The organism is Ruegeria sp. YTSA075 (assembly GCF_059610245.1).
Genome location: NZ_JBXWNG010000004.1, coordinates 366,977 through 385,784 on the forward strand (window position 1 = coordinate 366,977; position 18,808 = coordinate 385,784).

An 18,808-nucleotide genomic window follows, 5' to 3' on the forward strand; every position below is an offset into this window, starting at 1 on the left:
GATCACACATGGGCCACCTCCATGCCATGCGCGCCGCCCATCATCAGGCCAATCTCGTCGACCGTCAGGCCCGTGGTCTCGCGCGGGGCGCTCAGCCGGCCTTCGTTCAACGCGGCGAAACTGTCCGAGATTTCCATCAACTCATCCAGGTCTTGCGAGATACAAATGACGGCGGTTCCTTTGGCGGCCAGGTCCAAAATGGCCTGCCGGATCGACGCCGCAGCGGCCGCATCCACGCCCCATGTGGGCTGGTTCACCACCAGAACATCCGGGTTTTGCAGCACCTCACGACCAATTACGAATTTCTGCAGGTTTCCCCCTGACAGCGACCGCGCGGCGTTTTCGGGTCCCGGCGTGCGCACATCGAACGCGCTGATGATTTTCTCAGCAAAGCTCTTTGTATCAGCCCATTTCAGAAAACCGTTGTTTTCCAGCCCCTCCCTTACCGATCCCGTGAGCAGGGCGTTTTCCGTCAGGCTCATATCGGGTGCGGCGGCATGACCCAGCCGTTCCTCGGGCGCGGTCAGCACGCCCTGCTTGCGACGCGCGGTGGGGCCCAGCTTGCCAATCGGTTGGCCGTTGAACTTGATCGCATCAGCGGCGGTTTGGATTTCACCAGACAACACGCCCAGCAATTCATCCTGCCCGTTCCCAGCGACGCCACCGATCCCCAGAACTTCGCCTTTGCGGACGGTCATGTGGACGTTCTTCAGCGCGGTTCCGAATTCCGAAGGGGAAGGCACCGACAAACCGCTCACATCCAACGCGACCTCGCCGAATGCGCGGCCAGACCGTTCCGGGGTTTGCAAAGTTGATCCCACCATCATCTCGGCCATGTCACGGGCTGAAGTTTCAGACGGCACGCATTCTCCCACATTCTTACCCAAACGCAGGATTGTGGCGTGGTCGCACAGCGTGCGGATCTCTTCGAGCTTGTGCGAAATATAGAGGATTGAGGTGCCCTCAGACCGCAGCTTGTTTAGCGTCTCAAACAGGATTTCGACCTCTTGCGGGGTCAAAACCGAGGTCGGTTCGTCCATGATCAAAAGCTTGGGGTCTTGCAAAAGGCATCGAATGATTTCAACACGTTGACGCTCCCCCGCGGACAGGTCACCCACGGTGCGATAGGGGTCCAACGGCAACCCGTAGGTTTCCGACACCTCGCGGATACGAGAGGCCAGATCACCCATCGCAGGCGGGTTCTCCATCCCCAGTGCGATATTTTCGGCCACGTTCAGCGCATCGAACAGTGAGAAGTGCTGGAACACCATCGCAATCCCATCCGCCCGCGCCGCGCGGGGTTCCGCTGGGGCGAAAGGTTGGCCGCGCAGCATCATGGTGCCGCTGTCCGGCTTCACCAGCCCATAGATCATCTTGACCAGTGTGGATTTCCCAGCGCCGTTTTCGCCCAATAACGCGTGAACTTCGCCTTCGCCGATGTCGAATGACACCTGATCATTGGCCACGACGCCAGGATAGGCCTTGGTCAGCCCTTGCAGGCTTAAAAGAGGAGTGGTCACGCGCTCAGGTCCTTCTTTAACTCAGTCTGTCGGGCCGGACGCAGAAGCTGCGCGGCGACGCCAACGGCGATCATTTGTGGGTGTTTGCCCAGAGCTGGATCGCCGATTGGACAGGTGATCCGGCTGATCTGTTCAGGCGAATGCCCAAGAGCTGCCAGCCGCGACCGGAATCGCGCCCATTTCGTAGCTGAGCCGATCAACCCCGCAAAGCGGAAATCATGCGAAAGCAGCCGGTTGCACAGCTCTAAATCCAGATTGTGTGAATAAGTAAGCACTAGATGCTCGGCATTAGGCGGTGCATGGCGAACCAGCTCGGCTGGTTTGGCCGCCGGAACGGTGGTTACACCTGCTGGGATTGAAGTCGGGAAACGCTCGGGTCCGGTGTCGACCCAGGTGATCGCGATTTCGGGCAGGGGGGACAGAACGTCAACCAGTGCTCGGCCTACATGGCCAGCACCCCAGATCCAAAGACCCCGCGTGGGTTTGTGAACAGGTTCTACCATCCAGCCTTCTATCAGTTGCGGTTCGGGGGCAATCCCCTGACCGCGCGCAGTTGCCAGCAACCGTTTCACAGACAGAGGCATTTCGTCTTCCGAAGCGGATCGCGCAATAACCGTGTCGTCGAGTGCTTCAAGTGCGTTTAGATCAAAGACCTCGCTGAACAGTGATACTGCACCGCCGCAGCATTGGCCCAATTCGGGGCCAAGCGCGTGGTGGGTCAGACGGGCGTGGACGGTTTGGGACCGCGCGGCTTCGGCGGCCTGAAACTCCAACGTGCCGCCGCCGATCGTTCCGCTCTGGCCACCCAGCCAGACCAACATCGCGGCACCCACCTCGCGCGGGGACGAGCCCTTGATCGCGGCGATGACCACCCGAGTCACTTTTCCGTGGGTTTTGACCGCCTCCCTCAAAGCCTCCAGGTCGAAGCCCATCAGATACCTCCTTTCATCCGCTGGACGCCGCGCCAGACTTCCTCGGCCGTGGCGGGTGCATCCAACGCCGGATAGCCTTCACCACAAGCTGCGACCGCATTCGACAGGGCCAACCATGCCGAAATACCCAGCATGAAAGGCGGCTCACCCACCGCTTTCGAGCGATAAATCGTGTCCTCGCGGTTCTCGCCACCCCAAAGCGCGACGTTGAAGATGTCAGGCCGGTCCGAGCAGGCGGGGATCTTGTAGGTCGAGGGCGCGTGTGTGCGCAAATTGCCCTTGCCGTCCCAGACCAGTTCCTCGGTCGTCAGCCAGCCTGCGCCTTGCACATAGCCGCCTTCAACCTGTCCGATATCGAGCGCGGGGTTCAGCGAGGAACCTGCGTCATGCAGGATATCGGTGCGCAGAATGCGGTTTTCGCCGGTTAGTGTGTCCACAGCGACCTCGGTCACCGAGGCCCCGTAGGCGAAGTAAAAGAACGGACGCCCCCGGCCTGCGATCCTGTCCCATTCGATCTTGGGTGTTTTGTAGAACCCGGTTGCCGACAGGCTGATGCGCCCTTGATAGACCAGTGCGACGGCTTCGGCGAATGTGTATCGCTCTGCACCGACCGACACATGGCCATCGGCGAAGACCACCGTCGACGGGTCGGCCTGATGGCGCTCTGCCAGATAGTCGGCCATGCGGTCACGGATCGTGTCGCAGGCTGCTTTGACCGCCATGCCGTTCAGGTCACTGCCCGAAGACGCCGCCGTGGCCGAGGTGTTCGGCACTTTGGCCGTATCGGTTGCGGTGATCTTGACCATCTCCAGCGGGATGCCAAAGCGCGACGCAGCGACCTGCGCGACTTTCTGGAACAGGCCCTGACCCATCTCGGTGCCGCCATGATTCAGGTGAACCGAGCCGTCCTGATACACATGCACCAACGCACCCGCCTGATTCAGATGGGTCAGCGTGAAGGAAATCCCGAACTTGACTGGCGAGAAGGCGATGCCCTTCTTGATCACACTGTTTTCGGTGTTCCATTTTTCGATGGCGGCTTTACGCGCGGCATAATCGCTGGATTTCAGCAAAGCTTCGGTCATGCCATGCAGTTCGAAGTCGCTGACCTCCATGCCGTAGGGCGTCGTGTTGCCGTCTGCGGGCAGGGCGCGCACCGGGGCGTTGCCGGTTTCAACCGCGCCACGGCTGGTCAGGTCTTCATGCGGGTCGGGGTGGCCCAGCGGTTTCTCCGGTACTGGCGGGTCCGCCAAGAGATGCGCCGGTTCATAGTAGTTCCGACGGCGCAGTTCGACCGGGTCCAGTCCCAACTCATGCGCGGCATGGTCCATCACCCGCTCGATGCCCACCATGCCCTGAGGTCCGCCAAACCCACGATAGGCGGTGGCGGATTGGGTGTTGGTTTTCAGACGATGGCTCTCTATCCGCGCATTGGGCAGCAGGTAGGCGTTGTCCGAATGCAGCATCGCACGGTCGGCGACGGGCAGCGACAAATCCTGCGCCCAGCCGCAGATGACATAGTGATGGAACGAGACGCCTTGAACATGGCCGTTCTCATCAAACCCGGCCTTGTAGGCAATGCGGAAGGCGTGGCGCTTGCCAGTTATGGTCATATCATCATCGCGGTCATAGCGCATCTTGCAGGCTTTACCGGTGGCGCAGGCAGCGATGGCACAGGCCACGGCCAGGGCGTTGCCCTGACTTTCCTTGCCGCCGAAGCCGCCGCCCATCCGGCGGGTTTCGACCCGAACGGCATGCATGGGAACGCCCAGAGCATCGGCCACCTTGTGCTGAATCTCGGTTGGATGCTGGGTGGAACTGTGGACCAGCATATCCGCACCTTCATTCGGAACGGCCAGTGCGGCCTGACCTTCGAGGTAGAAGTGCTCTTGTCCGCCCAGTTCAAACGTCCCCTCGATCACATGAGTTGCGCTTGCAATAGCTGCGTCCGCATCCCCCTTAGCATAAATGCGCGGGCCATCTTCGAACCGGCTGTCGGCGGCCAGCGCCTCTTCGACCGTCAGGATCGGGGTGTCTTCGGCATAATTGATCTTGCCTAGACGCGCGGCTTTGCGGGCGGCCAAATGGCTTGTAGCGATGACAAGAAACACGGGCTGACCGATGTAGTGCACCGTGCCATCCGACAACAGTGGCTCATCATGGATCGAGGGCGAGACATCGTTGGCAAAAGGTAGATCCTCCGCCGTCATCACTTGCACCACGCCATCCGCAGCTTTCACCGCCGATAGGTCCATTGCGGTGATCGTGCCTTTGGCAATCGGGCTCAGACCAAAAGCCAGATGGAGCGTACCCCTTGGCGCCGGGATGTCATCCACATAGCGCGCGGCACCTGCCACATGCAGCGGGGCAGCGTCGTGGGGGAGGGGTTTGGTCACGCTCATGCCGTCACCTTCAGCACGTCGGTCACTTCGCCCAGATCTTCTAGGAAATACCGTTCCAGCATCGCTTTGGCGGTCTCCAGTCGGTAGGTCGCCGAGGCGCGCATGTCCGTAAGTGGTGAATAATCTTCGGCAAACGCGGGCAGCGCGGCGTCAATCACCTCGCGCAACCAAGGTTTGCCGATGAGTGCCGCCTCTACATGGGTTGCTCGTTTCGGAGTGCCAGCCATGCCACCAAACGCGATGCGCGCTTGTGTAACCGTGCCCTCTGAAACGGTGACATTGAAACACCCGCACACGGCCGAGATATCCTGATCGAACCGTTTGCTGAGCTTGTAAGCCTTCAGTCGATCCGCCTGACGCGGGAAACTGACGGCCTCGACAAATTCGCCGGGAGCGCGGTCTTGTTTGCCGTAGTCGATGAAGAAATCTTCCAAAGGAAGGGACCTGCGGGCGCCGCCTTTGCGAAGGTGCAAAGTTGCATCCAAAGCAATCAGCGCGGGTGGGTTGTCCCCGATAGGAGAGCCGTTCGCGATGTTGCCGCCGACGGTGGCCGCATGGCGCACCTGAATGCTGGCATAGCGGCGGATCATCTCGGCGTAGGCGGGGTGCAGATCGGCCAGCGCCTCGCCCATGCGGTTCATATCGACCATGGCCCCGAAGCGGATTTCGTCATCTGCAATGGTGATCTGTTTCAGGTCGTCGCAGCGGCTGAGGAAAATCACCGGGTCGAGATCGCGCAACTGCTTGGTGACCCACAAGCCGACATCAGTCGCCCCGGCGACAAGCGTGGCGTCCGGGTGTTCCGCGTAAGCCACTGCCAGTTCGTCGCATGAGCCCGGTAATATCGGGGAAGGGGCTGGCGTCTCGATCGGTTTGTCTTTCACCCAGACAGGTACAGGCCGAACTTCAGCCGCTTTTGCTGCGCGGACAATGGGTGCATAGCCCGTGCAACGGCACAGGTTCCCAGCAAGCTGGGTGTCATGATCAGTTACGCCATTCGTATGGCCAGCAACCATCGACATGACAAAGCCGGGTGTGCAAAAGCCGCATTGCGAACCGTGCAGATCAACCATGGTCTGTTGAACGGGATGCACCTCACCATTCGGGCCATTGGCCCCTTCGACGGTGCGGACGGCTTTGCCGTGCAATTGGGGCAGGAAGAGGATGCAGGAATTGAGCGCCTTGTGACCATCTGCGTCCGTCACCATGACGGTGCAGGCGCCGCAGTCGCCTTCGTTGCAGCCTTCTTTGGTGCCGGTCAGGCCGCGATCCTCGCGCAGCCAGTCCAGCAGGGTGGCTGTCGGATTGATGTCCGTCAGCTCCACTGTCTCTCCGTTCAGAAGAAACGTGATATTCATTCGAGAAACCCGTCGCCTTACCCTGTTGCGCCCTTCGGTGCCCTCCTTCGATGCGACGTAGAAAGAGTGGCGGGCGGATAGCTTGCCGTGTGATGTTAGAAACAGCATGGCTTATCTGGCAAGAAAAACTGCCTACATAATACACTATTGAACATCCGCAGCTTACGTGTGTTGCACCTATCTGCAGAATAGTTGCTTGTAATGAAAGCAATTTTTCGTCGTGCCGCCCGAGGAATTCCGAAGCACCTTCTGAAAAAGCCGAATAATAGCTGTTGATTATTTAGGCGTTTCGACGCTGCGGTTCCGGCTTTTGCCGCCTGTCCGGCTGAGGTAGCTTAGGTGACATGAGCAGTACTCCCCGATTCATTCACCTCCGTGTTCACACTGAATATTCCCTACTGGAAGGCGCCGTACGGCTGAAAAAGCTGCCGGGGCTTTGCGAGAAGGCAGAGATGCCCGCAGTTGCGGTGACGGATACCAATTCCATGTTCTCGGCTTTGGAGTTCTCGGTCACGGCCAGCGGGTCGGGCATACAGCCAATCATGGGATGTCAGGTCGATCTGACCTATGTGCAGGCGCAGCCTGGGGAAAAGCCCAAGGCGCCTGCGCCGCTGGTTTTGTTGGCACAGTCGGAGGTCGGGTATGAGAACCTGATGAAGCTAAGCTCGTGCCTTTATGTGGACAAGGGCGGGCAGCTGCCGCAGGTCACGCTAGACGAACTTGCGGATCGCTCGGAGGGTTTGATCTGCCTAAGCGGGGGGCCAGAAGGCCCTGTGGGTCTTTTGCTGCAGCAAGGTCAGCGCCCAGCGGCTGAGGTTCTGGTGGATCGGTTGGCGGGGATGTTCCCGGACCGTCTTTATATTGAATTGCAGCGCCATCCCGGCGAGGACGGTCAGCCCGAGGCCGAGCGCCTGACCGAGCGCGGCCATGTCGAGATGGCTTATGCCAAGAACCTGCCGCTTGTTGCCACCAACGACGTCTACTTCCCGACCTCGGACATGTATGAGGCGCATGACGCGCTGATCTGTATTGCCGAGGGTGCCTATGTCGATCAACAGGAAGGCCGTCGCCGCCTGACTGCGCAGCATTATTTTAAGTCGCAGCAAGAGATGGCGACTCTGTTCGCCGATTTACCTGAGGCCATCGAAAACACGGTCGAGATCGCCAAGCGCTGTGCCTTCATGGCCTATCGTCGTGATCCGATCTTGCCGAAATTTGCTGATGATGAGGTCGCCGAATTGCGCCGTATCGCGAATGAGGGGCTGCAAAAACGTTTGGCTGTGATCCCTCATGCAGTAACGCCCGAGGAATATCAGGAACGGCTGGATTTTGAGCTTGGGATCATCGAAGGCATGGGGTTCCCCGGCTATTTTCTGATCGTTGCGGACTTTATCCAATGGGCCAAGGATCACGATATTCCGGTGGGGCCGGGGCGGGGCTCGGGCGCGGGCTCGCTCGTGGCTTATGCGCTGACGATTACCGATCTTGACCCGCTGCGCTATTCACTGCTGTTCGAACGGTTCCTGAACCCCGAACGGGTTTCGATGCCGGACTTCGATATCGACTTCTGCATGGACCGCCGCGAAGAGGTGATCCGCTATGTGCAGCAGAAATACGGGCGCGACAAGGTGGGGCAGATCATCACCTTTGGTGCGTTGCTGTCGAAAGCTGCTGTGCGTGACATCGGGCGGGTGCTGCAGATGCCGTATGGTCAGGTCGACCGGCTGTCCAAGATGATCCCGGTCGAAGGTGTCAAACCGGTATCCATCGAAAAGGCGCTGAAAGACGAACCGCGCCTGCGCGAAGAAGCGCGCAGCGAGGAGGTCGTGGATCGCCTGCTGACTTACGGCCAGCAGGTCGAGGGGCTTTTACGCAACGCTTCAACCCACGCGGCGGGGGTGGTGATCGGAGACCGGCCGCTGGACGCGCTGGTGCCGTTGTATCAGGACCCGCGCTCTGACATGCCCGCGACCCAGTTCAATATGAAATGGGTTGAACAGGCCGGGCTGGTAAAGTTCGACTTTCTGGGTTTGAAAACCCTGACCGTGATCCAGAATGCAATGGATTTGATTTTCAAATCCGGGCGGGATTTGCACATCGCCCCAGATGGTAGAGAGTTGTATGAACCAGCGGAAGGAGCCGTTAACCAGATTAACGCGATCCCGCTGGATGATGAGGCGACGTACAAGCTCTATTCCGCAGCCAAGACGGTGGCAGTGTTCCAGGTGGAATCCTCGGGCATGATGGACGCGCTGAAGCGAATGAAGCCCGACTGTATCGAGGACATCATCGCCCTTGTCGCGCTCTACCGTCCCGGCCCGATGGAGAACATCCCCAAGTTCTGCGAGGTCAAGAACAAGCTCAGCGAACGGGACACGCTACACCCTTCGATTGATCATATCCTGGACGAAACCCAAGGCATCATCGTCTACCAGGAACAGGTGATGCAGATCGCTCAGGAAATGGCAGGCTATAGCCTTGGTGGGGCAGATCTGTTGCGCCGCGCGATGGGCAAGAAAATTCAAGAGGCGATGGACGCCGAACGGCCCAAATTCCTGAAAGGTGCCGCCGAGAATAATGTGGATGAGGCCAAGGCGATCGAGGTCTGGAACCTTCTGGACAAGTTCGCCAACTATGGTTTCAACAAATCCCATGCGGCGGCCTATGCGGTGGTCAGCTATCAGACAGGTTGGCTGAAGGCGAACCACCCGGTTGAGTTCATGGCAGGGGTCATGAACTGCGACATCCATCTGACCGACAAGCTGGCTGTCTACTTCGAAGAGGTCCGTAAGGGGTTGGAACTGCCTTATGTGCCGCCCTGCGTGAACCGTTCTCAGGCAACTTTCGATGTTGTGGACGGGCATCTGGTGTATGCGTTGGGCGCGTTGAAAAACGTGGGCGTTGAGGCGATGAACCTGGTGGTCGAAGGACGAGGCGGGAAACCGTTCGTGAACCTGTTCGATTTTGCCCGGCGGGTCGATCTGAAACGGGTCGGCAAGCGACCGCTTGAAATGCTGGCGCGAGCTGGGGCCTTCGATGAGCTCGATAAAAACCGTCGCCGCGTGTTCGAAAGCCTCGACCCGCTGGTGCAATATTCAGCCGCAATTCATGAACAGAAAAACTCGAACCAGGTGTCGCTGTTTGGTGAAGCGGGCGATGACCTGCCCGAACCGCGCCTGTCGCCAACGCCGGATTGGTTGCCTGCGGAACGTTTGAGTGAGGAGTTCAAGGCGATCGGCTTCTATCTCTCGGGGCACCCGCTGGATGACTATATGCCAGCTTTGAAACGCAAGCAGGTATTGACCTTGGATGAGGTGATGGAAAAAGCACGCTCGGGGCCGTTGATTGCTAAAATGGCGGGTGTTGTCGCCGGACGTCAGGAAAGGAAATCTGCGCGCGGCAATCGCTTTGCGTTTGCTCAGCTCTCCGATCCGACCGGAGCCTATGAGGTCACGCTGTTCTCAGACACTCTGGAGAAGTGTCGCGAGTTCCTTGAAACCGGGGCGCAAGTGGTGCTGACAGCCGAAGCGACGATGGAGGCTGATCAGTTGAAGCTGCTGGGCAGGTCTGTTGGACCCGTGGATTCTGTCGTGGCCGATGCTGGTGCAACCGGGTTGCGTATCTTTGTGGATCAGCCTCAGGTGCTGCCCACTGTGGCCAAGGTGTTGGATGACGCGGCCAGCGCTGCCAAGGGCGCCGCACGCGGGCCTATTCAACTATGCCTGATGGATCCCGGCCTTCCGGGCGAAGTTGAGATGGATTTGGGGCAGGTTTTTCCGATAAATCCACAGATCAAAGGGGCGATCAAATCGCTGGAAGGCGTAATGTCAGTCGAGGAGTTCTAACCCCGGCTTTTGTTGCCAGACCAGACCCGCCCCGCTAGGCTGATTTGCAGATTGGTTCTGGAATTACGCAGGAGGGTTTCCTTATGAAGATATCGGCTGTGATGATACGATCCCTTGCACTAGCGGCTGTGGCGTCCCTTGCGCTGGCGTCGGCTGGGATGGCGGACGACAAGAAGAAAAAGAACACCATCGAAGGCGCCTTGATCGGCGCTGGGGTCGGCGCGCTGCTGGGCGATGGCAAGGGTGCGGCTATTGGTGGCGTGGCCGGGGCCTTCATCGGACATAACTGGAAATGAGTGTGATGCGTGTGAACACCTTGAAACCCGTATTGGCCTGCTTTTGCATGGCTCTGCCAGGTCTGGCCCATGCTGACGAAGCAGCTGAACAGATGGTGCAGGATGCGCTGCCGCTCATGTATCACACCTGCGCCACGGTGGTGGAAGAGGCTGATGGCGATGAGACGTTTATCTACGGGGTCGTCGAAAAGATGACAGCGCTGTCGATCTACAACCGTCAGATCGACATCACTGAGCATGCGGGCTCAGACGAAGACAAAGCTCAGCTGCGTGAGACGTTCATCGCCGCTTTGAGAGCGGGCTGCGCCGAGGATAAAGACGCGCTACTGGGCGGGGTCGTGGACGACGCCGTCAGATCGACGCTGGGCCTTTGATGTATCAATAATGCGGCGGGCGTTCGTCTCCAAAGACAACCCCGCCGGACCCTTCCTGCGCACGTTCGGCCTCGCGCTGTAACAGCATCTCAACACGCCGGGTCAGGCGGTCGATCTCGCTCTGCTGGCTTGTGACGACCGAGTTTAACTCTTCCACCGTGCGGGTCAGATGGGCGATCTGTTCTTCCAGATGCTGCATTGGGTTCTCCTTACAGGCGTCTCATAGCGACCCTGTGACGCCCTGGCCAGAGAAACCCCGCCTTGCCCCGAAACAGACCATGGGATAGACCGCGCGCGGAACACTATGCCCCAAGGACGCCCCACATGGCCAAGCCCAAGAAACAGCCCCGCCCCAAGGCCGTAACGCCAAAAGGGTTCCGTGACTATTTCGGCAAGGAAGTCACGCAGCGCACCGAGATGCTGCGGACGATTGCGGGCGTGTATCATCGTTACGGGTTCGACGCCTTGGAAAGCAGTGCGGTTGAGACAGTAGAAGCGCTGGGCAAGTTCCTGCCTGACGTGGATCGCCCGAACGAGGGCGTCTTCGCTTGGCAGGAGTTTGACGAAGGTGGTAATGGCGACTGGATGGCCTTGCGCTATGACCTGACCGCGCCTCTGGCACGTGTCTATGCGCAGCACCGCAATGACCTGTCGACGCCGTACCGACGTTACGCGATGGGGCCGGTCTGGCGGAACGAGAAGCCTGGGCCGGGACGGTATCGTCAGTTTTATCAGTGTGATGCGGATACAGTTGGCACGGCGTCGATGGCTGCGGATGCCGAGATCTGCGCGATGCTGTCGGATGCGCTGGAAACCGTCGGCATTCCGCGCGGTGACTATCTGGTGCGCGTGAACAATCGCAAAGTCCTGAACGGTGTGCTGGAGGCGATGGGACTGGGCGAAGATGCTGCCGCCCGCGACAATGTCCTGCGCACCATCGACAAGTTCGACAAGGTGGGAGAGGCCGGTGTCCGCGAGCTTCTGACCAAAGGGCGTCTGGATGCCTCGGGTGCGTTCATTGATGGTGTCGGTCTCAGCGAAGATCAGGCTGAGCCGGTCATTGCCTTCCTGACGTCCAAAGCTGGTGATACGGCCGGTACGCTGGCCAACTTGCGCGCCGCTGTGGGCGACAGCAAGATCGGCGCTGACGGCATTGCTGAACTGGAACAGATCGGTGCGCTGCTGGATGCAGGCAGCTATGGGTCTGACCGGATTGAGATCGACCCATCGGTTGTGCGCGGTCTCGGCTACTACACCGGTCCGGTTTATGAGGCAGAACTAACCTTTGAGATTTTCGACGAGAAAGGCCGCAAGCGACAGTTTGGCTCGGTCTCGGGTGGTGGTCGATATGACGATCTGGTCAAGCGATTCACCGGGCAGGAAGTGCCTGCGACCGGCATCTCCATCGGCGTTGATCGCCTGCTGGCCGCCCTGCGCGAAAAAGGTCGCCTGAGCGCACAAGCCACAGGTCCGGTGGTCGTCACAGTCATGGACCGTGATCGCATGGCTGATTATCAGGCGATAGTGGCCGAACTGCGCAATGCCGGTATCCGGGCCGAGGTTTATTTGGGCAACCCAAAGAATTTCGGCAATCAACTGAAATATGCGGACAAGCGGAACTCTCCGATAGCAGTGATCGAAGGCGGTGACGAAAAGGCCAACGGGATCGTTCAGATCAAAGACCTGATCCTTGGTGCGAAGATCGCCGAAAGCGCCACGCTTGAGGAATGGAAAGAACGCCCCAGCCAGTTCGAAGTGCCGCGTGGGGGTCTGGTCGCCAAAGTGCGTGAAATTCTGGACAGTCAGGACTGACCCATGCCCAACCGTTCCCAGATACAGGCCCGCGCCGCGATGATGCGTGTCCGTTTTGAGGCTGCGGGCGCTCAGGTGGTGGATACGCCTTTGTTGCAACCGGCAGACACGCTGCTGGACCTTTATGGCGAGGATATTCGCGGACGCGCTTACATCACTTCGGATGCGCTGCGGGGCGAACAGATGTTGCGCCCGGACTTTACCTTGCCGGTGGTGCAAATGCACATGCGCGACGGCGCTGAACCTGCGCGTTATACCTATTCGGGTGAAGTGTTTCGCAGGCAGGAACATGACCCTGACCGATCCAATGAGTATATTCAGGTCGGCTATGAGGTGTTTGACCGCGTCGATCCGGCCGGGGCGGATGCCGAAGTGTTCTCGCTTATCGCTTTGCAATTGCGCGGGCTGCCTCTGCGCGCGGCGACTGGGGATATTGGAATTCTGATCGCCGCTGTCGAAGGGTTGCGCACAACAGACCGCCGAAAGGCCGCGTTGATGCGCCATCTGTGGCGGCCACGCCGGTTCCGGGTGCTGCTGGATCGGTATGCGGGTCGCAAGCGTGGGCCCGAAGGGCGCGATGCGCTGTTGGACTCTGCTGACCCGATGGCATTTGATTTTCCGATGATCGGAAAACGGCGCGCGCCCGAGATTGCCGAACGGATCGAAGCCCTGCGCGAGGATCGTGATGCGCCGCCGATTTCTGACAATGAATTGGTTGGGCTGGAAACCCTGTTGAATGTGCGCGAGACGATGCCCTTTGCGCTGGAGCAGCTGCGAGATGTGGCGGTCGATCTGCCGCAAATCGCCTCGGCGCTGGACCGACTTGAAGCGCGGGTTGCTGCGTTGCAGGCGCGCGGCGTGGATGTCGAGCGGTTGGATTTTGAGGCGTCCTATGGTCGGACCTCGATGGAATACTACGATGGGTTTGTTTTTGGCTTCTATGCCGAGGGCCGACCCGATCTGCCGCCGATTGCCACGGGCGGGCGCTATGATGCGCTGACACGGCAATTGGGTGACGGGTCTGAAATCCCCGCAATTGGCGGCGTGATCCGACCCGACCTGATGCTGGAAATCGAGGAGGCCGCGCAATGACTGTAAAGCTGGGCGTTCCCTCGAAGGGCCGGTTGATGGACAAGACATTCTCGTGGTTCGAAAAGCGCGGCATTACCCTGTCACGCAGCGGATCGGATCGGGAATATGCGGGAACGGTTGACGGGGTAGATGGGGTGTCGTTGATCCTGCTCTCGGCCGGAGAAATCCCGCGCGAACTGGCCTCTGGCCGTATTCATCTGGGCGTGACCGGCAACGATCTGGTGCAGGAAAAGCTACCGCGCTGGGAACAGCAGGTTGCCGAGATTTCAGCGCTGGGCTTTGGTCGGGCGGACCTGATTATTGCGACCCCGGCGTGCTGGGTCGATGTGGATACGTTGGACGATCTGGATGCAGCGGCCGCCGCATTCCGCAAGGTGCATGGCCACCGGTTGCGGATCGCCACCAAATTTCACCGGCTGGTGCGCGAGTTTCTGACAGATGCGGGTGTTGCGGATTACACTCTGGTCGACAGCCAGGGCGCGACCGAAGGTACGGTGACGAACGAAACTGCCGAGGCCATTGCCGATATAACGTCTACCGGAGAAACACTGCGAGCCAACCACCTTAAGGTTCTGTCAGATGGGCTGATCCTGCAATCGCAGGCCACATTGTGGCGCAGTCGAGTGGCTTCGCTTGATACGGCAGACAAAGCGGTTCTGACTGAATTGCTGGAGCGGTTGCAGTAGCTACAGAACGCCGATTTCAGCCAGTGCGCGGTTCAGATCATCTGGCAGGGCGTCTTCCAGCGCGCGGTTCTTTGGCAGGTCGGCGGGTGTATCTTCGGGTTTGAGATAGCGCCACCCCTGAAACGGGCGTTTCAGTGCGTTTTGGGTGCGATGTACCTCGGGGTCCAGCACTATGGCGCAGCGTCGGATACCATCCTCGCCGCGCACCTCGTCCAGCCGAAGGATGCGCTGGCGGCATTGGACGATACCCTTGATGACCCAGTAGATGGACCCGCCATTCAGGATTTCGGCTTCGCGCTTGGGCCACATGCGGGTGACATGGCGCGGGCAGCCATCCTCATACAGCGGTTTGCGACTGTCCTGCCACGCCTGCAACGTGTCCACGCTGTCTGACCCGACCGAAAGTTTGATGAGGTTGATGTATTTATCCACAGCTTTCCCACAGAGTCGTCCCGAGGCTTGTCCTTATATTGTAGCTTGCTGAGTGTTGTCATCAAGGTGTTGTGGCAGCGGTGTGACTTAGGGTAGTGTTTACGTCTCTTTCAGATAGGGAATCACCAATGAGCCGCTTTGCTGCCCCCATCGCCGAGCAAATCTGGGATATGAAATACCGTTTCAAACAAGCGGATGGCACGCCCATCGACCAGACCGTTGAAGACAGTTGGCGGCGCATCGCCCGCGATCTGGCGCGGGTGGAAAAAGACCCGGCGCAGTGGGAAAGCAAGTTCTACGATGCGTTGGAGGATTTCAAATATCTGCCCGCCGGTCGCATCACCGCCGGCGCAGGCACCGCGCGTCAGGTAACCCTGTTCAACTGTTTCGTCATGGGTACGATCCCGGACAGCATGGGCGGTATCTTCGACATGCTGAGAGAGGCGGCCCTGACCATGCAGCAGGGTGGGGGGATCGGCTATGATTTCTCGACCATTCGTCCCCGCGGCGCGGATGTGCATGGGGTGGCTGCGGATGCCTCTGGCCCGCTTTCATTCATGGATGTTTGGGATGCCATGTGCCGGACCATCATGTCCGCAGGCTCACGCCGTGGGGCGATGATGGCCACCATGCGGTGTGATCACCCGGATATCGAACACTTCATCACCGCCAAATCTGACCCCGCGCGCTTGCGCATGTTCAACATGTCCGTGCTGGTGACTGATCCCTTCATGGAAGCCGTCAAGGCCGATGGCCCGTGGGAGTTGGTGTTCGATGGGAAGGTCTATCATACTGTGCAGGCGCGTGATCTGTGGAACAAGATCATGCAGGCCACCTATGACTATGCCGAGCCCGGCGTGATCTTCATCGACCGGATCAATCAGTCCAATAACCTAAGCTATGTCGAAACCATCGCGGCCACGAATCCATGTGGCGAGCAGCCCTTACCGCCGTATGGGGCTTGCCTGTTGGGCTCGGTCAATCTGGCGCGCCTGGTGGCAGACCCGTTCGAAGACACGGCGCATCTGGACGAAGCCGCGCTCCAGGAGCTTGTAGCGACCGCTGTCCGCATGATGGACAACGTAGTGGATGCATCGAAATTCCCTCTGGTTGAGCAAGAGGCCGAAGCGCAGGATAAACGCCGCATCGGATTGGGCGTCACCGGGCTGGCCGATGCGCTTCTGATGTTGGGTCTGCGCTATGGCTCGGATGAGGCAGCGCGTCAGACCGAGCGCTGGTTGCACAGCATCGCCCGCGCCGCGTATCTGGCGTCGGTGGATTTGGCGAAGGAAAAAGGGGCCTTCCCGCTGTTCGATGCCGAGAAATATCTGGCCAGTGGTACGATGCAGCAGATGGACGACGATGTGCGGGACGCGATCCGCGAACATGGTATCCGTAACGCGCTGCTGACCTCGATCGCACCGACGGGGACGATTTCTCTTTACGCTGGCAACGTGTCGTCAGGGATCGAACCGGTCTTTGCCTATGCCTACACCCGCAAGGTGCTGCAGAAAGATGGTTCGCGTACCGAGGAAGAAGTGGTGGATTACGCCGTCCAGATGTGGCGCGACAAGTTTGATGATACCGAACTGCCGGATTACTTCGTCAACGCGCAGACTTTGTCACCGTCCGATCATGTGAAAATGCAGGCGGCGGCGCAGAAATGGATCGACAGTTCAATTTCCAAGACGATCAACTGCCCGGAAGATATCAGTTTTGATGCTTTCAAGGACGTCTACATGCAGGCCTGGGATCAGGGTTGCAAAGGTTGCACCACCTATCGGCCCAACGATGTGACGGGGTCGGTTCTGACCGTTTCCGAGAGCGAAGACACTGCGCCGGGTGAAAGCGCCAGTGCACCACATGAGGTGGACGGCGGCGATGTGATCTACATGTCCGAACCGTTGGACCGCCCGCAATCTCTGGAAGGGTCGACCTACAAGCTGAAATGGCCTGACAGCGAACACGCGATCTATCTGACGATCAACGACATCGTAATCGGCGGCCGGCGCCGCCCCTTCGAGGTGTTCATCAACTCGAAGAATATGGAGCACTATGCCTGGACACTGGCACTGACCCGAATGATCTCAGCAGTGTTCCGCCGGGGTGGGGATGTGTCATTTGTTGTGGAAGAGTTAAAGGCCGTCTTCGATCCGCGCGGCGGCGCTTGGGTGAGAGGCAAGTATATCCCATCGATTTTGGCCGCCATTGGCGGTGTCATCGAACAGCACATGATCAACATCGGCTTTCTGGAAGGCGAGGGGATGGGCCTGAAATCCGACCCCCAGGCGCAGGTCGTCAATATGGACGCCCCACGCAGCAAAGCCTGCCCTTCATGCGGGCAGTATGACATGGTGATGATTGAGGGCTGCATGACCTGCAGGAGTTGCGGGCATTCCAAATGTGGTTAGCCACATGATGATGTAGCTTTTTGTGGTGTGAAATGACCTATAGTTTGCCCATTTCGTTCTAGCTTGGGCCCATTATCTACACATAGCTTGTACATTGAGCGGCTTCACAACGATTCTTTCGGGGGAAGCCGTCTCTATTTTGAGTATGGGGTTTAGGGGGGGGCCTGAAAGTCATGCTTTGGTCACACCCGAAGCAGCAATAACCATTTGTGATGTTCGATATAATTGATTTAAATCAGGGTATTAAAGCCGTTCACCAGGTGGCACAGCCTTAATGACTACATCGAAAAAGTGTTCCGCAGGAACATCGAGCGCCCGCGCTATGATCACCAATTCAGGCACATCAAACCGTTCTTGCGCCTCGCTGAGCGTCGATTTCTTTCGATGGCCCCATTCCCCGAATAGCCACCGACTGCATTCATTTGCAATGTGCGGAACATCTATCAGTTTCTGAATTGCGAACTGCTGGCTCACCCAAAATTCATAGCATTTCGCACTTGAAGCGGCGATCGCAACGGCAGTATTCGTCCGTAAAGTGGACATTCATCGCATGTAGCTTGGCGCGCAAACTCCTGTTTTGCCATTCCGCTTTTGCATACCGGCTAGACCAAAACGCACGTTGTTAGCGATATCGAACGCTCCTATCTGATCCTTATCCACAAAGGAACTCATGGAAACAACCGGGGAATACGCCTCGGCACAGAAAGGAATAGAGATATGGCACATACAGCTACACTTACACATGGCGGCTTCAACCTGAGCGCCCGTTTCGCGAACCTGGTTGAGCGCGTTCGAGCGGCCCGCGCACGCGCGGCGGAATATCAGCGCACTTACTCTGAGCTGCAGCGTCTCACCAACCGTGAGCTGGACGATATTGGCGTCCGTCGTTGCGACATCGCGGATATCGCGCGCGAGCACGCGTACTGCTCCTAACAACACCCCACCACTCACAGTGAAAGAGGCGCCATTCGGGCGCCTCTTTTGCATTGCGCCCCAACTGATAACAAACCTTGCATCAAAGGCCGCAACGCTGTAGAGCGCTCCGGTGGATTTCCATCCACGAGAATCAAAACCAAGACATGCCGTGGTTGGCCCATCACGCTTCGGGGGTCACATCCGGCTTAGGAGAAGCGAAATGAAACTGAATGAATTGCGCGATAACCCCGGCGCAAACCCGAAACGCACTCGCGTTGGCCGTGGTCCGGGTTCCGGCAAAGGTAAAATGGGTGGCCGTGGTATCAAAGGCCAGAAATCCCGTTCGGGTGTGGCCATCAATGGCTACGAAGGCGGCCAGATGCCACTGTATCAGCGCCTGCCCAAGCGTGGCTTTAACAAGCCGAACCGCAAGGCCTTTGCTGTTATCAATCTGGGCCTGATCCAGAAATTCATCGACGCCAAGAAGCTGGACGCCAAAGCCGCGATCACCGAAGACGCGCTGGTTGCCTCCGGCTTGGTTCGCCGCAAACTGGATGGCGTGCGCGTTCTGGCCAAAGGTGAAATCACCGCCAAAGTGGACCTGGAAGTGACCGGTGCTTCGAAAACCGCCATCGAGGCGGTTGAAAAAGCGGGCGGTTCACTGAAAGTCACAAAAGCTGCTGCGGCAGAGTAAGCGCTTGTGAGCGGGCCCAGACCCGCTTACATAGACGTC

The 18,808-nt window shown here is 58.7% G+C and carries 16 protein-coding genes; 9 read left to right on the forward strand and 7 right to left on the reverse strand.

The annotated features are described in order from the left end of the window. Nucleotides 1-2: 2 nt before the first annotated feature. From AC2FGE_RS10385 to xdhA, 4 genes are read right to left on the reverse strand one after another with little or no spacing between them, the layout of a single operon-like run. Nucleotides 3-1,520 carry an ABC transporter ATP-binding protein gene (locus AC2FGE_RS10385; protein WP_496819150.1) on the reverse strand — a complete coding sequence of 506 codons (1,518 nt, stop codon included), beginning with the start codon at nt 1,518-1,520 and terminating at the stop codon, nt 3-5. Then, on the reverse strand, nt 1,517-2,452 hold the full coding sequence (gene xdhC / locus AC2FGE_RS10390) for a xanthine dehydrogenase accessory protein XdhC (RefSeq protein ID WP_496819151.1): 936 nt from the start codon (nt 2,450-2,452) through the stop codon (nt 1,517-1,519). The genes AC2FGE_RS10385 and xdhC overlap by 4 nt, the downstream gene beginning before the upstream one ends. After that, nucleotides 2,452-4,854 carry a xanthine dehydrogenase molybdopterin binding subunit gene (gene xdhB / locus AC2FGE_RS10395; protein ID WP_496819152.1) on the reverse strand — a complete coding sequence of 801 codons (2,403 nt, stop codon included), beginning with the start codon at nt 4,852-4,854 and terminating at the stop codon, nt 2,452-2,454. The genes xdhC and xdhB overlap by 1 nt, the downstream gene beginning before the upstream one ends. Next, nucleotides 4,851-6,212: a xanthine dehydrogenase small subunit gene (gene xdhA / locus AC2FGE_RS10400; protein WP_496819153.1), complete on the reverse strand. Its 1,362-nt coding sequence runs from the start codon at nt 6,210-6,212 to the stop codon at nt 4,851-4,853. Before xdhA ends, xdhB begins: the two co-directional genes overlap by 4 nt. A gap of 344 nt (nt 6,213-6,556) precedes the next feature. Between xdhA and dnaE the strand changes: the two genes are divergently transcribed. The 3 genes from dnaE to AC2FGE_RS10415 all read left to right on the forward strand — a co-directional run bounded on the left by dnaE (nt 6,557) and on the right by AC2FGE_RS10415 (nt 10,727). Next, entirely contained in the window at nt 6,557-10,057 is a 3,501-nt protein-coding gene (gene dnaE, locus AC2FGE_RS10405; RefSeq protein ID WP_496819154.1) for a DNA polymerase III subunit alpha, read from the forward strand. An 83-nt stretch (nt 10,058-10,140) separates the two neighbouring features. Further along, a complete protein-coding gene (locus AC2FGE_RS10410) occupies nt 10,141-10,353 on the forward strand; it encodes a YMGG-like glycine zipper-containing protein (RefSeq protein ID WP_496819155.1) in 213 nt (70 codons plus the stop codon). Then, on the forward strand, nt 10,350-10,727 hold the full coding sequence (locus tag AC2FGE_RS10415; protein ID WP_496819156.1) for a hypothetical protein: 378 nt from the start codon (nt 10,350-10,352) through the stop codon (nt 10,725-10,727). Before AC2FGE_RS10410 ends, AC2FGE_RS10415 begins: the two co-directional genes overlap by 4 nt. 4 nt (nt 10,728-10,731) lie before the next feature. Here AC2FGE_RS10415 and AC2FGE_RS10420 read toward each other — a convergent pair whose 3' ends face one another. Next, the gene (locus AC2FGE_RS10420; RefSeq protein ID WP_496819157.1) at nt 10,732-10,926 is read right to left on the reverse strand and encodes a SlyX family protein; all 195 of its coding nucleotides are present in this window, start codon (nt 10,924-10,926) and stop codon (nt 10,732-10,734) included. A 125-nt stretch (nt 10,927-11,051) separates the two neighbouring features. Here AC2FGE_RS10420 and hisS point away from each other — a divergent pair, with 125 nt between their 5' ends. Genes hisS through hisG form a run of 3 tightly spaced genes read left to right on the forward strand, consistent with a single transcriptional unit; the run spans nt 11,052 to nt 14,317 of the window. Next, nucleotides 11,052-12,539 carry a histidine--tRNA ligase gene (gene hisS / locus AC2FGE_RS10425; protein ID WP_496819158.1) on the forward strand — a complete coding sequence of 496 codons (1,488 nt, stop codon included), beginning with the start codon at nt 11,052-11,054 and terminating at the stop codon, nt 12,537-12,539. 3 nt (nt 12,540-12,542) lie between these two features. Then, nucleotides 12,543-13,631, forward strand: coding sequence for an ATP phosphoribosyltransferase regulatory subunit (locus AC2FGE_RS10430; protein WP_496819159.1), 1,089 nt, complete (start codon nt 12,543-12,545; stop codon nt 13,629-13,631). Next, nucleotides 13,628-14,317 (forward strand): ATP phosphoribosyltransferase, encoded by a 690-nt coding sequence (gene hisG / locus AC2FGE_RS10435; RefSeq protein ID WP_496819160.1) that lies wholly within the window; start codon nt 13,628-13,630, stop codon nt 14,315-14,317. The genes AC2FGE_RS10430 and hisG overlap by 4 nt, the downstream gene beginning before the upstream one ends. On the opposite strand, the gene AC2FGE_RS10440 is transcribed toward hisG, so the two are convergent. Next, the gene (locus AC2FGE_RS10440) at nt 14,318-14,749 is read right to left on the reverse strand and encodes a DUF1489 family protein (protein WP_496819161.1); all 432 of its coding nucleotides are present in this window, start codon (nt 14,747-14,749) and stop codon (nt 14,318-14,320) included. It abuts the gene before it with no gap. A gap of 128 nt (nt 14,750-14,877) precedes the next feature. On the opposite strand from AC2FGE_RS10440, the gene AC2FGE_RS10445 reads away from it, so the two are divergent. Then, entirely contained in the window at nt 14,878-17,160 is a 2,283-nt protein-coding gene (locus AC2FGE_RS10445; RefSeq protein WP_496819162.1) for an adenosylcobalamin-dependent ribonucleoside-diphosphate reductase, read from the forward strand. 243 nt (nt 17,161-17,403) lie between these two features. On the opposite strand, the gene AC2FGE_RS10450 is transcribed toward AC2FGE_RS10445, so the two are convergent. Next, a complete protein-coding gene (locus tag AC2FGE_RS10450) occupies nt 17,404-17,703 on the reverse strand; it encodes a hypothetical protein (protein WP_496819163.1) in 300 nt (99 codons plus the stop codon). Between the two features lie 174 nt (nt 17,704-17,877). Between AC2FGE_RS10450 and AC2FGE_RS10455 the strand changes: the two genes are divergently transcribed. Further along, entirely contained in the window at nt 17,878-18,093 is a 216-nt protein-coding gene (locus tag AC2FGE_RS10455) for a DUF1127 domain-containing protein (RefSeq protein WP_496819164.1), read from the forward strand. 202 nt (nt 18,094-18,295) lie between these two features. Continuing rightward, the gene (rplO, locus tag AC2FGE_RS10460) at nt 18,296-18,769 is read left to right on the forward strand and encodes a 50S ribosomal protein L15 (protein ID WP_496819165.1); all 474 of its coding nucleotides are present in this window, start codon (nt 18,296-18,298) and stop codon (nt 18,767-18,769) included. Nucleotides 18,770-18,808: the final 39 nt, after the last annotated feature.